This window comes from Streptomyces atratus (genome assembly GCF_014648655.1).
In the GTDB taxonomy this organism is placed as follows: domain Bacteria; phylum Actinomycetota; class Actinomycetes; order Streptomycetales; family Streptomycetaceae; genus Streptomyces; species Streptomyces atratus.
Genome location: NZ_BMRN01000004.1, coordinates 282,865 through 296,495, shown reverse-complemented (window position 1 = coordinate 296,495; position 13,631 = coordinate 282,865). Strand labels below are relative to the sequence as shown.

Annotated in this window: 10 protein-coding genes; 3 read left to right on the top strand and 7 right to left on the bottom strand. The window is 70.4% G+C overall.

The features are described 5' to 3' along the window. Positions 1–76: 76 nt before the first annotated feature. From mgt to IEZ15_RS09325, 4 genes are read right to left on the bottom strand one after another with little or no spacing between them, the layout of a single operon-like run. A complete protein-coding gene (mgt, locus tag IEZ15_RS09340) occupies positions 77–1,309 on the bottom strand; it encodes a macrolide-inactivating glycosyltransferase (protein ID WP_373302534.1) in 1,233 nt (410 codons plus the stop codon). A 17-nt stretch (positions 1,310–1,326) separates the two neighbouring features. Beyond that, entirely contained in the window at positions 1,327–2,625 is a 1,299-nt protein-coding gene (locus tag IEZ15_RS09335) for an ABC transporter substrate-binding protein (RefSeq protein ID WP_189275738.1), read from the bottom strand. Further along, the gene (locus IEZ15_RS09330; protein WP_189275714.1) at positions 2,625–3,464 is read right to left on the bottom strand and encodes a carbohydrate ABC transporter permease; all 840 of its coding nucleotides are present in this window, start codon (positions 3,462–3,464) and stop codon (positions 2,625–2,627) included. The genes IEZ15_RS09335 and IEZ15_RS09330 overlap by 1 nt, the downstream gene beginning before the upstream one ends. Beyond that, positions 3,461–4,411 carry a carbohydrate ABC transporter permease gene (locus tag IEZ15_RS09325; RefSeq protein WP_189275712.1) on the bottom strand — a complete coding sequence of 317 codons (951 nt, stop codon included), beginning with the start codon at positions 4,409–4,411 and terminating at the stop codon, positions 3,461–3,463. The genes IEZ15_RS09330 and IEZ15_RS09325 overlap by 4 nt, the downstream gene beginning before the upstream one ends. A 125-nt stretch (positions 4,412–4,536) precedes the next feature. On the opposite strand from IEZ15_RS09325, the gene IEZ15_RS09320 reads away from it, so the two are divergent. Continuing rightward, positions 4,537–5,403, top strand: a complete 867-nt coding sequence (locus IEZ15_RS09320; RefSeq protein WP_189275710.1) for a phosphotransferase enzyme family protein — start codon at positions 4,537–4,539, stop codon at positions 5,401–5,403. Between the two features lie 139 nt (positions 5,404–5,542). Here the strand turns inward: IEZ15_RS09320 and IEZ15_RS09315 are convergent, their stop codons facing one another. After that, a complete protein-coding gene (locus tag IEZ15_RS09315; protein ID WP_114247359.1) occupies positions 5,543–6,271 on the bottom strand; it encodes a 3'-5' exonuclease in 729 nt (242 codons plus the stop codon). Between the two features lie 91 nt (positions 6,272–6,362). After that, on the bottom strand, positions 6,363–7,595 hold the full coding sequence (locus tag IEZ15_RS09310) for a DUF5919 domain-containing protein (RefSeq protein WP_114247358.1): 1,233 nt from the start codon (positions 7,593–7,595) through the stop codon (positions 6,363–6,365). Positions 7,596–7,951: 356 nt separating this feature from the next. On the opposite strand from IEZ15_RS09310, the gene glgX reads away from it, so the two are divergent. Together glgX and treY are read left to right on the top strand one after the other, a co-directional pair. Further along, positions 7,952–10,117 carry a glycogen debranching protein GlgX gene (gene glgX / locus IEZ15_RS09305; protein WP_189275707.1) on the top strand — a complete coding sequence of 722 codons (2,166 nt, stop codon included), beginning with the start codon at positions 7,952–7,954 and terminating at the stop codon, positions 10,115–10,117. A 102-nt stretch (positions 10,118–10,219) separates the two neighbouring features. Further along, positions 10,220–12,616, top strand: a complete 2,397-nt coding sequence (treY, locus tag IEZ15_RS09300; RefSeq protein ID WP_189275706.1) for a malto-oligosyltrehalose synthase — start codon at positions 10,220–10,222, stop codon at positions 12,614–12,616. Here the strand turns inward: treY and IEZ15_RS09295 are convergent. Beyond that, positions 12,576–13,610: a cytochrome P450 gene (locus IEZ15_RS09295; RefSeq protein ID WP_189275703.1), complete on the bottom strand. Its 1,035-nt coding sequence runs from the start codon at positions 13,608–13,610 to the stop codon at positions 12,576–12,578. The two genes, treY and IEZ15_RS09295, sit on opposite strands and share 41 nt — an antisense overlap. Positions 13,611–13,631: the final 21 nt, after the last annotated feature.

Sequence of the window (13,631 nt, the reverse complement as noted above, 5' to 3'; positions counted from 1 at the left end):
CTTCGCAAGCGGGAAGGCGGACCCCGTCGGCGCACCCGGGTGGACGAGGAGACGGCTTGATTCCGCCCCCCGCCCGTCAGGCGGACAGTTCGGCCTCGATGAGGTCGGCCGCCCTCTTCGTGCCGCCCTCCCCCGCCATCCGCTCCCGCACGGCTGCGGCCCTCTTCGCCACCTCGGGGTCACCCACCAGGCCGAGCACGGCCGCCCGCAGCGACTCGGGGGCCACCTCCGCCATCGGGAGATGGCGGGCCACGCCGAGCGCCTGGAGCATGTCGGCGTTGCCGAACTGGTCGACGGCCTGCGGCACGGCGACCATCGGGGTGGCGGTGGCGAGCCCCTCCTGACTGCCCCCGGCGCCCGCGTGGGTGATGAAGGCGTCCGCCTGCTTCAGCACCGAGAGCTGCGGCACCCAGGAATGCACCTCCACATTGGCCGGCACGTCGCCGAGCTCGGCGACGTCGACCCAGGCGCCGATCTGCAGCACGACGTGCCAGCCGGACAGACCGCCGAAGGCCGTGACGCAGTCGCGGTAGAAACCGGGCTGGTTGGTGAAGGCCGAGCCGAGCGAGACCAGCAGCACCCTCTCGGCGCCCTCGGGGCGCTGCCACTCCCCCTGGTCCGCGCGGTCGCCCTGGCAGGCGCCCACGAAGGTGTGGACCGCCTTGTCGACACGGTCGGCGTTCGGCTGGAGCACCTCGGGGATCAGGACGAGCGACCGCGGCGGCCGGCCGACGAACGGGTCCGGGTGCTGGTCGATCCCGTTCTCGGTGAGCCAGTCCTGGAAGCGCCGGTAGTACGCCCGCCCGCGCTCGGACCGCTTCAGCTCGGCGGTCATCGGCTCGCCGACCTCCTCCTCGTATCCGTCCCAGGCGACCAGGTTGGGCGAGAGGGAAACGGCGGGCACACCCCAGCGATGGGCAAGGACCCGCGCCGGATAGGAGGTGATGTCGTGCAGAACAAGATCGGGCTCGTCCCCGTCGAAGGCCTTGATGAGCTGAGGCAGGGCCTGGACGGCGTCGTCGAGGAAGGGTTCGAGGTTGTCGATGAGTTCGGTGCCCCAGGCGTCCGGGGCCTCTTCGGTCGGCAGCACCGAGGTGTAGAGCACCGGTTCGGCGCCGGTGACGGCGACCTTTTCGGCGAACGACGCCGGGATGGCGTAACTGACGCGGTGCCCACGGGCGACGAGCTCCCGGATGACTTCCAGGCTCGGGTTCACGTGCCCGTGGGCGGCGATGGAGAACATGGCGATATGGGCGCGCTCGGTATGTGTCATGCCCTCACCGTAAACGAGACGAGACGTCTCGTACATTTAATTTTCGGGACACCTCAGCGCTGATAGCGGGCCAGCACCCGGTTCCCGTCGTCGATCAGACGTTTCCTCAGCTCCTCCGCGCCGATCGCCCCGCTGTAGTACTCCTGGAGGGCCGGTGTGGCGACCTTGTCCTTCCATTCCGGGTAGCCACGGACCGACTGGGCGGGCGCCGGCCGCAACGCCTTCGCCACGGCGACCCCGGTCGACCAGCCGTCCTTGTCGGTGTGCAGGGCCGGGTCCGCGAGGGCCGCGGTGCCGGTCGGGAGCATCCAGTCTCCCTTGGCCAGGCGCACCATGTTCTGCGGCCGGAGCAGGAAGTCGATGAACTGCGCGGCCTCCTTCTTGTGCGGGCTGGTCTCCGCGACGGAGAGGGTCTGCGGACTCACCCCCTGGGCAAGGCCCCCGCTGCCGGCCGGGGCGGGCAGGACGGTCCACTCGAAGCCCTCGGGGGCCTGCTCGACGACCTGTTGACGGTACGAGAAGCCGAGCGGAACCATCGCGTACTTGCCGCCGAAGAATCCGGGGAGGGTGTCGGAGCCGCCCATGCCGAGCGCGGTGCGGGCGGCGCTGTGATCGATGTTGACCTGGTCGTGAATGGCGCCTGGGACGGCCTGGTCGCCCTCGCCCGCGCGGATGGTCACCTTGCCGTCGGCGCCCGGATGGAAGAGCCGGCCGCCGGCGGAGAGGCCGAGGTTGAGGGTGACGGAGACGGGCTCCTTGAGCGGCCAGGCGACGCCGTATCTCCCCTTGCCCGTCAGCTCCTTGGTGATCTGCCGGAACTCGGCCCAGCTCCAGGGGTTGCCGGGCGTCGGAATACGGACCCCCGACTCCTTGAGGATCTTGGTGTTGGCGATCAGGACACGGGGCTCCTGGAGGAACGGCACTCCGTAGACGCCGTCGCCGAAGGTGGTCGTCCGCCAGCTCTGTTGCGGGATGTCGGAGGTCAGCCGGTCCGGCAGGAGCGTCCGCAGATCGGCGAGGTAGCCGCCGTACGCGAAGTCGGCGAGGTCGTCGGAGGCGTCATGGATGACATCCGGCGCCTCGTCGCCCTCGAAGGAGGTGAGCAGCTGGTCGTGGACGGTGTCCCAGCTGCCCTGGACGTAGTTGACATGAATGTCGGGATGGGTTTCGTTCCATTCCTTCACCAGTTGCTTGTTGGCGTCGACGGACTCCTTCTGCCAGGCCAGCGACAGGAAGCTGAGCCCGGTCCGCCCGTTGCCGTCCCCGCCGTCGCCCGTCCCCGAGCAGCCGGTGAGCAGCAGGGCCAGTGCCGTGGCCACAGCCACCGCCGTCGTCGTCACGGATGCGCGCATCAGCTCTTCACCGCCCCGGCCAGCAGGGAGCCGGTGATCCGCCGCTGGATGACCGCGAAGACGACCAGCGAGGGAAGGGTCGCGAGGAACGCGGCGGCGGCGAGCGGCCCGAGATCGGCCGCCCCCTCCGCCCCGATGAAGTGGGTCAGTACGACCGGCAAGGTCTGCTTCTCCGGTGTCTTGAGCAGGACGAGCGCGAAGAAGAACTCGTTCCATGCGGTGATGAACGCGAAGAGTGCGGTGGCGACGATGCCGGGCGCCAACAGCGGGGCGGTGACCGAGACGAGCGTCCGCAGCCGGCCCGCACCGTCGACCGAGGCGGCCTCTTCGAGCTCGGCGGGCACGGCCCGTACGTACCCCACCAGCATCCACAGCGCGAAGGGCAGCGCCCAGACGACGTACACCATGATCAGCCCCCACAGGGTGTTGATCAGATGGAGATTCTTCAGGACCAGGAAGAGCGGAATGATCAGCAGGACGAACGGGAACGCCTGGCTGACCACGACCCATCCGGTGGTGACTGTCGAGAGCCTGGAGCGGTGGCGGGCCAGGACGTAGGCCATGGGTGTGGCGATGAGCACCGCGACGACGGCGGCGCAGAGCGCGGCGATCAGTGAATTGGCGGCGGCCTGGAGCAGCGGCTGTTCGTCGAACGCCTTGCGGAAGTTGTCCAGCGTCGGATGCTCGGGGATCCAGGTCGGGTGCAGGGAACCGAGTTCGCGCGCCGGTTTGAAGGCGGTGGAGATCAGCCACAGGAACGGGAACGCCAGAAAGACGAGATAGCCGAGCAGTGCGACGTACTGTCCGGCGCGTGCGGATCTGCTGGTACGCAGGCTCACCGGTCCTCGCCTCCCCTGAGCCGGCCGACGAGATACACCGCGAGGATCACGGAGATCACCGCGACCATCACACAGCCCATCGCTGCGGCGTAGCCGAACTGTCCGTAGCGGAAGGCCTCTTCGTACGCGAAGAGCATCGGCAGCCGGGTGCGGCCGCCGGGTCCTCCGTTGGTCAGTACGTAGACCAGGGCGAAGGAGTTGAAGTTCCAGATGAAGTTGAGCGCGGTGATGGAGAGCGCGACCGGTCTCAGTACGGGCCAGGTGACAGTGCGGAAGCGGCGCCAGGCACCTGCCCCGTCCAGGGCGGCCGCCTCGTGGAGTTCGTGCGGGGTGTTCTGCAGTCCGGCCAGGAGGGCGACGGTGGTCTGGGGCATACCGGCCCAGACGCCCACGACGATCACGGCGGGCAGGGCGGTGGCGAGCCCGGTGAGCCAGTCCCGGCCGTCGCCGAGGCCGAGATCGCGGATCGTCTCGTTGAGGATGCCCGCGTCCGGGTTGTACACGAGCCGCCACATGATGCCGACGACCACCTCGGGCATCGCCCACGGAATGATCGCCAGCGCCCGCGCCAGCCAGCGCATGCGCAGATTCTGGTTGAGCAGCAGGGCGAGGCCGAGCGCCAGTACGAACTGCGGGACGGTGACCCCGACCGCCCACACCAGACCGATCCGGAACGAGTCCCAGAACAGGGCGTCGTGGAGCAGGTCCTGGAAATTCAGCCCGCCGACCCACTGGGTGGAGCGGGTGCGGCCGGACTGGGCATCGGTGAAGGCCAGCGCGATGCCGTAGAGGAGCGGGCCGACACTGAGGATCAGGATCGGGATCAGCGCGGGCAGTACCAGGAACCAGGTGCCGGCATTCCGGTTGACCGGCCGGGTCTGCTTGTCGTGCAGGCTGCCGGGCGGACCGTGCCTTCCGGATCGTACGGTTGCACTCGCTAATGTCATGAATTCGCCCCCTTGCGTCATTCGATCGGTTTCATACCGTTCTGGCCGCCCAGGTAGCCCTCGTCATCGTGCTGACGGGTCATCGGTTCGTCAAGCAAGCCTGCACAGATGCGAAAATCGGAGCCATGAACGAGATGCGTGCGCGCGAGGTGCTGACCGCTGCCGGACTGTCCGGCGGTGCGCAGCTGCTCGCGCTGGGTGAGAACGCGGTGTTCGCCGTGGACGACCTGGTGGTCAAGGTCGGCCGGGACGCCGTGCAGAACCCGGAACTGCGGGACCGGGCCGAGCGCGAGGTGGCCGTCGCTCAGTGGCTGGCCGCCTCCGGTGTCCCCGCCGTACAGGCCGCCGAGCCCGGGGCACAGCTGGTGGAGGGCCACCCGGTGACACTCTGGCACCGGCTGCCCGACGCCGTACGCCCTGCCGAGCCACAGGATCTGGCGCGGCTGCTCACCCTGGTCCATGCGCTGCCCGCCCCGGACGGTTTCACCCTTCCGCCCCGTGAACTGCTGGGCGGGGTCGAGCGCTGGCTGCGGCTCGCGGGCGATGCGATCGACCCGGCCGACGCCGACTATCTGCGTGAGCGCCGCGACGGCTTCGCGACGGCCGCGGCCGCGCTGATCCCCCATCTGCCGCCCGGGCCGATCCATGGCGACGCTCTTCCCCGCAATGTCCATGTCGGTCCGAACGGGCCGGTGCTGGTCGATCTGGAGACCTTCTCCGCGGATCTTCGCGAGCACGACCTGGTGACGCTGGCCCTGTCCCGGGACCGGTACGGGCTGGCGGCCGAGGCGTACGACGCCTTCACCACCACGTACGGCTGGGACGTCCGTGAATGGGACGGCTGCGCGGCGCTGCGCGGGGCGCGGGAGACGGCCAGCTGCGCGTGGGTGTCCCAGCACGCGCCGACCAATCCGAAAGCGCTCGCGGAGTTCCGCCGCCGGGTGGCGTCGCTGCGCGACGGTGACACAGCGGTGCGGTGGTATCCGTTCTAGGGCGCGGCTGACCGGGGCCGTCCGGTGGCCGCTGCGCCCTCAGACGCCGGACGGGCTCAAAGGATGTCCGCAAACGCCGGACGGGCTTGGTGTTCCCCCGACGCCGCCGCAGATGCGCGCGCCGGACGGGGTCGAATTCTCAGCCGGTCACCCGGGCCGGCTCCCGCAGGGGCCAGTGGCCGTCGATCACCGCGTCCGCCGTGCCCTTGCGGCGCAGGAACTGCTGGAAGTCCGCAGCCCATTGCGCGTACCACTCCACCTGGCGCTCATGGAGTTCGGCGGCGGTCAGCTCGGCCACCGAGCCGTGCCGCTCGGCTATCGCGTACGCCACCCGGACCGCGGCCAGCGCATCCGCCCCCGCGTCATGGGCGCCGCCGTGCACCACGCCGTACTCGACACAGACCGCTTCGAGGGTGCGCTTGCCCTTGCGGTAGCGGTCGACGGCCCGGTCGATGGTGTACGGGTCGATGACCGGCCCGATCCCGTCCCCGTCGAGCCGGTCGCTCAGCGACGGCAGCCCGTGCCGCCGCAACTCCGCCGTCAGCAGCGTCAGGTCGAAAGCCGCGTTGTACGCGACGACCGGCACCCCCTGGCGCCAGTAGCCGGTCAGTGACTCGGCGATCTCGTCGGCCACCTCGCGCACCGGCCGGCCCTCCGCCGCCGCCCGCTCGCTGCTGATGCCGTGGATCGCCGAGGCCTGTGCCGGAATCCGGATGCCCGGATCCGCCAGCCAGGTGCGCTGCCGCACCGGCTCCCCGTCCCTGCCGCCGACGCCGACGACCGCGGCTGTCACGATCCGGGCCTCCAGCGGTTCTGTGCCCGTCGTCTCCAGGTCGAAGCCGACCAGCGCCTCCCGGTGCCAGCTCATCCCGTACCTCCTTCGTGGTGCTCTCCCCCAGGTGATGACCACCCTCGCATGCACCACTGACAACGGACGGACAGCCCCTCAGGAACAGCCCTCAGGAGACGGGCCGGGAGTCCGTCCACACGGACTCGAATTCCTCGCGGTACGTCTCGAACAGCCCGTGCTCGTTGTCCTGACCCGCCCGGACCACCGCGCTCCCACCGCCCCGCAGCACCAGCACGGGCGCCTCCATGCCGCGTGCGCGCCGCAGATACGGCTGGACGACCCCGACCGCGTCCGTCCCGTCGCCGTCCACCAGATAGGCCGTGAAGCGCGGCGTCTCGTCGAAGACATGGATCTCGAAGGCGCCCGGATCGCGGAGCTTGGAGCGGACCCGGCGCATATGGAGGATGTTCATCTCCACCGACCGGCTCAGCTCGCCCTTCTTGAGACCCAGCTCCCGCTCCCGGCGCTTGACCGCGCTGCTCGCCGGGTTGATGAAGAGCAGCCGGACCCGGCAGCCCGACTCGGCGAGCCGGATCAGCCTGCGGCCGGAGAAGTTCTGCACGAGCAGGTTGAGTCCTATGCCGATCGCGTCGAGCCGGCGCGAACCCCCGAAGAGATCCTCGGCGGGCAGCTGGCGCTGTAGCCGCACCCGGTCGGAGTGGACGGAGACCACGTCCGCGTACCGGTCGCCGACCAGTTCCTCGACGGCGTCGACCGGGAGCCGGTCGGCCGACGGAACCGCGGCGCCGCTGCCCAGGATCTCCAGCAGCCGGGCCGAGGCGCGTTCGGCCTGGGCGAGGACCGCCTCGTTCAGTGCGCGGTTGCGGGAGACCACGTTGCGGGCGACCTCCAGCTCGTCGAGCGCCAGCTCCACCTCGCGCCGGTCGTCGAAGTACGGCTCGAAGCAAGGCCAGTGCTGGACCATCAGCTCACGCAGCTGCGGCAGCGTGAGGAAGCTGAGAACGTTGTCGTCGGCCGGGTCCAGCAGATAGCCCTTGCGGCGGGAGACCTCACGTACGGCGACGGCGCGCTGCACCCACTCCTGCCCGGCGGGTCCGGCGGCGGCCACCACCCAGTCCTCGCCGTGGACCGGCTCGTAGATGGGCCGGAGCACCGCGGCGACCACGGCGCGCAGCCGCTGCTCCACGAGATTCAGCCAGATGTAGGCCCGCCCGGCCCGCTGGGCGCGCGTGCGCACCTCGCTCCAGGCGTCCGCTCCCCAGTCCAGTTCCGCGCCGATCTCCATGGGCTGCGCAAGCGAGACCGCCCCGGGCGGGGCATCGGTTGAGTCCCCCTCGTGACCTGTGTCACCTGGGGGCAGCTCGAACCCTCCCGAGCTCACCCGCGCACCGCCTTCCACTCCCCCACCAACGATCAAGGAAGGGTACTCCGCGAGCGGGATCCGGTGCAGCCGGATGCACAGGCTGCTTCCTCAACTCCCCTATTAATCAGGCACGTTCCCGACGGCAAGATCTTCCGTAGTGAGCGGATTCATAGTGATTGAGCACCCTGTCCGGGGCCCTGTACCGGGCCTGCGACCGGCTCAGGTCCCCGGATCCCGGATCCGGGCGACACGGAGAGGCCCGATGTTGACCGGACCGCGCGACGTCCTAGGCAGCCGCACCTCTTTCGGGGAAGATCTGGCTCAAGCAGCCCGCAAGCCCCAGGCACCCGGATCAGAAGTGGAAGAGTCAACCTATGCAGGTCTGGCCGGGACAGGCGTATCCCCTCGGTGCCACGTACGACGGTGCCGGGACCAACTTCGCGGTCTTCTCGGAGGCCGCCAGCCGAATCGAGTTGTGCCTGCTGCACGACGACGGTTCCGAGACGGCGGTGGAACTCAGGGAGACCGATGCCTTTGTCCGCCATGCCTATCTGCCCGGGGTGATGCCCGGTCAGCGATACGGATTCAGGGTCCACGGGCCGTACGAACCGGAGCGCGGTGTCCGCTGCAATTCGGCCAAACTGCTGCTCGACCCGTACGCCAGGGCCGTCGCCGGGCAGATCCAGTGGGGCGAGGCGGTGTACGGCTATCCGTTCGGCCGGCCCGACGCGCGCAACGATCTCGACTCGGCGCCGCACACCATGACCTCGGTCGTGGTCAACCCGTACTTCGACTGGGGCGACGACCGGCGGCCCCGTACGGACTACCACCGCACGGTGATCTACGAGGCCCATGTGAAGGGTCTGACGATGCTCCATCCGGGGCTGCCGAAGGAACTGCGCGGCACCTACGCGGGGCTGGCCCATCCGGAGGTGATCGCCCATCTGACGGAACTGGGCGTCACGGCGATCGAATTGATGCCGGTTCATCAGTTCGCCCAGGACCACCGGCTGGTGGACGCGGGACTGGCCAATTACTGGGGCTACAACACCATCGGTTTCTTCGCCCCGCACAACGCGTACGCCTCCTGGGGGGACCGCGGTGAACAGGTGCTGGAGTTCAAGCAGGCCGTTCGGGCGCTGCATCAGGCCGGTATCGAGGTGATCCTCGACGTGGTCTACAACCACACCGCGGAGGGCAATCACCTGGGTCCGACGCTCTCCTTCCGCGGCCTGGACAATGCCTCGTACTACCGGCTCGCGGACGACCAGCGGTACTACATGGACACCACGGGGACCGGGAACTCGCTGCTGATGCGCTCGCCGCACGTGCTGCAGCTGATCATGGACTCCTTGCGGTACTGGGTCACGGAGATGCATGTGGACGGCTTCCGGTTCGATCTGGCGGCCACCCTGGCCCGGCAGTTCCACGAGGTCGACCGGCTGTCGTCGTTCTTCGATCTGGTGCAGCAGGACCCGGTGGTCAGCCAGGTGAAACTGATCGCCGAGCCGTGGGACGTGGGTGAGGGCGGCTACCAGGTGGGGAACTTCCCGCCGCTGTGGACCGAGTGGAACGGCAAGTACCGGGACACCGTGCGGGACCTGTGGCGGGGCGAGCCCAGGACCCTCGCCGAGTTCGCCGGGCGGCTGACGGGGTCCTCGGACCTGTACCAGGACGACGGCCGTCGGCCGCTCGCCTCGATCAACTTCACCACCTGCCACGACGGTTTCACGCTGCATGACCTGGTCTCGTACAACGACAAGCACAACGAGGCGAACGGCGAGGGCAACCGGGACGGCGAGAGTCACAACCGGTCCTGGAACTGCGGCGCGGAGGGCGAGACGGACCGGTCGGAGATTCTGGAGCTGCGCGAACGGCAGATGCGGAATTTCATCGCGACGCTGATGGTGTCGCAGGGCGTGCCGATGCTGAGCCACGGCGACGAATTCGCGCGTACGCAGCGGGGCAACAACAACGCGTACTGCCAGGACAACGAGTTGTCATGGGTGCGCTGGCCCGACCCGGCCGAGGCGGCGACGGACGATGTGGACGAGACCGATCCGGCCGAAGGGGACGGTCTCGGGAGCAGTCTGCTGGAGTTCACCCGGGCAATGGTCTGGCTCCGCCGCGACCATCCGGTCTTCCGGCGCCGCCGGTTCTTCCACGGCCGTCCGGTCGAGGGCACACACGACGAGCTCTCGGACATTGCGTGGTTCACGCCCGAGGGCGGCGAGATGAAGCAACGGGACTGGCAGGCCGCGCACGCCAAGGCGCTGACGGTCTTCCTCAACGGCCATGCGATCTCGGAGCCGGGGCCGCGCGGCGAACGGATCTCCGACGACTCGTTCCTGCTGATGTTCAACGCGAGCGCCGACACGCTGGAGTTCTCCGTTCCGGTGAACCACGGGCGGCAGTGGACGGTGGTGGTCGACACGGCGCGCCCCGCCGGCGTTCTTCCCGGCTCGGGGCCGAAGGTGTCGGCGGGCGACAGGGTGACGCTGGTCGGGCGAAGCATGGCGGTGCTGCAGCGGCCCGCCTAGGTCCGGGCCTCTGGTCCGGCCGTCGACTCGACGACACCGCCGGTCGAGCCCTTTGCGGCGTTCGGTGACACAGGAGCCCGCAGGCTGGGTACGTAACGGCGCATGACGCCCACCGCCACCTACCGGCTGCAGCTCCAGCCGGACTTCCCGTTCGCGGCCGCCGGACACGCCGTGCCGTATCTCGCCGCGCTCGGCGTCTCCCATCTGCATCTGTCCCCGGTCCTGGAGGCCGTGCCCGGCTCCAGGCACGGGTACGACGTCGTCGATCACAGCCGGGTACGCGCGGAGCTCGGCGGCGAGGAGGGGCTGCGGGAGCTGGCCCGCACGGCGCATGAGCACGGTCTCGGGCTGGTCGTGGACATCGTGCCGAACCACATGGCCGCGGTCCCCCGCCACAACCACGCACTGCGGGAGGTGCTGCGCGAGGGCTTCGAGTCCCCGTACGCCCGCTGGTTCGACATCGACTGGGCGGCCGGCGACGGCAAGGTGCTGCTGCCGGTGCTGGCCGGACGGATCGGAGACGAGATCGACAGGCTTCGGGTCGACGGGGAGGTGCTGCGCTACGGCGAGCAGGAGTTCCCGCTCCGGACCGGCACCGCCCGTCTGCCGCTGCCCGAGCTGCTTGATGCCCAGCACTACCGGCTCGGCTGGTGGCGGCTGGCCCGCACCGAGCTGAACTACCGGCGGTTCTTCACCATCTCCGACCTCATCGGGGTGCGGGTGGAGGACCCCGAGGTCTTCGCCGCCACCCACGGCAAGATCCTCGAACTGGTCGGGGACGGGGTCGTCGACGGGCTGCGCATCGACCACCCCGACGGGCTCGCCGATCCCGAGGCCTACCTGGAGCGGCTCTCGGCGGCGACCGACGGGCGGTGGACGGTGGTGGAGAAGATCCTCGACCGTACCGAGCCGCTGCCCGCGGGCTGGGCCGTCGCGGGGACGACCGGGTACGACGCGCTGCACCGCATCGACGGCCTCTTCGTCGATCCGATGGGCGCCGCGGAGCTGCTCGGCCGCTACCGGGAGTACGCGGGGCCCGCCGGGGACCGCGGGGGTGACTGGACGTCGACCGTCCGCCGGGCCGCGTACCGGGTGGTGACGCATGAGCTGGCCGCCGAGACCGGGCTGCTGACCCGGCTCGCCGTACGTATCTGCGCCGAGGACCCCGCGCTGCGCGACCACGCACCATGGACGCTGCACACCGCCGTGTGTGAACTTCTTGTGCGCGTCCCCGTCTACCGCCCGTACGCGAAACCCGGCGGGCCCCGCACAAAGACGGCTGAGGCGACGCTCTCGGATGCGGCCGTACGGGATGCGGAGGCGGTGTTCTGCGTTCCGGAGGAGGCTTCGGCCGTCGAGGTCGTGCGGGATCTGGCAATGGGACGGCTGGGCGAGGGGCCGGACCGGGCGGCGTTCTGCGCCCGGTTCGCCCAGACCGCGTCGGCGTTGCGCGCCAAGTCGGTCGAGGACACGGCGTTCTACCGGTACGTACCGCTGATCTCGGCGAACGAGGTGGGCGGCGATCCCGGGCAGCCTGCGGTGACACCGGAGGAGTTCCATGCGTTCTGTGCCCGGCTGGCGCGCGACCGGCCGGCCACCGGCACGGCGCTGACCACGCACGACACCAAGCGGAGCGCCGATGTACGGGCCCGGGTCGCGGTGCTGACCCAGTGCCCGGAGCAGTGGTCCTGGCTGCTGGTGGAGCTGGGGCGGGTGACTCCCGCGACCGCTCCCGATGCGCAGTTCGCCTGGCAGGCCTGGCAGACGGCCTTCGGCTGCGTGAAGCTGCCGGTCCGGGAGATGGCGGGCCGGCTGGAGCCCGCGCTGCTGAAGGCGGTCCGCGAGTCGGGTCTTTTCACCAGCTGGACCGAGCCCGATCCGGCGTACGAGCGGGCGATGACGGACTTCGTCGCGGCGGGACCGGCCGCCGACAACGGTCCGGTGCGCGAGGCGCTTGAGCGCTTCGCGGGCACGCTCGACCCGTACGTACGGGCCAATGTGCTCGGCGCGGCGCTGGTGCAGCTGACGATGCCGGGTGTGCCTGATCTGTATCAGGGCACGGAGCGGGAGTACCTGGCGCTGGTCGACCCGGACAACCGGCGGCCGTTTCGCCACCCGTCCGGGGACGGGGGCTTCAGTGAGAAGGGGGAGCTCACGGCGGCGGCGCTGCGGCTGCGGCGCGAACGGCCGGAGGTGTTCGGCGGGTCGGGTACGTACGCACCGCTGAGCGCCCATGGCCCGGCGGCCGCGCACTGTCTGGCCTTCTGCCGCTCGGGCGAGGTGGTCACCGCGGTGACCAGGCTGTCGTTGCGGCTGGCGGAGTCCGGCGGCTGGCGCGGGACGGAGCTGACGCTGCCGGACGACGGGCCGTGGACCGATCTGCTGTCGCCCGGCCGGAAGTTCACCGGAGCCTCGGTCGCGCTCGTCGAGCTCTTCGCGGAACGTCCGGTGGCGCTGCTCAGCCGGGTCGGACGAGAAGGGCCCGCGGACCGCGCATGAGCACCCCTGTGCCGGCCGGGCGGAATCCCTCCGCCCAGCGGAGCCGGGGCATCGCGTCGAGCAGGGCCCGCAGGCCCTGCTGGGCCTCCAGCCGGCCGAGCACGACGGCCGGGCAGCCGGCCGGCCCGGTGAGGGACCGGCCCTGGTCGCGGCGGAAGGGATCGAAGAGGTCGGGTGCACTGAACCGTTCCGGATCGCGGCCCGCCGAGCCGATCAGACAGGCGACGGACGCCCCGGCAGGCAGCGTGCCGCCGCTGAGGGTGACCTCGGTGACGGTGCGGCGCAGCACGACCTGGACGGGCGGGTCACGGCGCAGCGACTCCGTCCAGGCCCGGACGGCCAGGGCGGGTTCGATGCGCAGCGCGGCCAGGAGGTCGGGGCCGTCGAGCAGGTTGGCGAGGAAGGAGGCGAGCGCGGTCTCGCGGAGGCCGGTGTGCCGGGTGCAGGGTGTGGTGGCGGTGCCTCCCGGTCCGGTGCGGGGCAGCCGGGTCGCGTACGGGCTGGCGGGCGTGTCGGCTGCGGAACCGGCGGGCAGCCAGCGGCAGAACTCCTCGACCAGGTCGGCCTGTTGGCGGCCTGCAATGCGGTGCGCCAGCACATAGGCGGTGCGCTCGATCCGCTCGGCCATGTGACGTGCTACTGAACCGGTAGCGGCCCTGCGCTGCTTGCGGGGCGTGCACAGGGTGCTGCCGTGGCAGAGTCCGAGGGGTGCGGGGCCGCCGCGGGGCACACTGTCGTGCGGGAACCCGGTGAACCGGGGGTCGCTGAGGGCGGTGGTCACATCCGCGTACCGGCTGACCAGCCAGGCGCCCAGGGGCGCGTCGTAGCTGAGCGGGTATTCCTCGCGCAGGATGCGGTAGAGCCGGTACGGGTCGTGTGCGGCGCCGGGTGCGAGCAGGCTGGGGCCGGTGCCGGGGCGGGATCCGCGCGCCGTCCGGCCGGCCCGGCGGCCGGGATCCGGTGCGGGTATGCCCTCGAGCGCGTCGGCCTGCATCGGTACCCCCCGGGGCGTAAG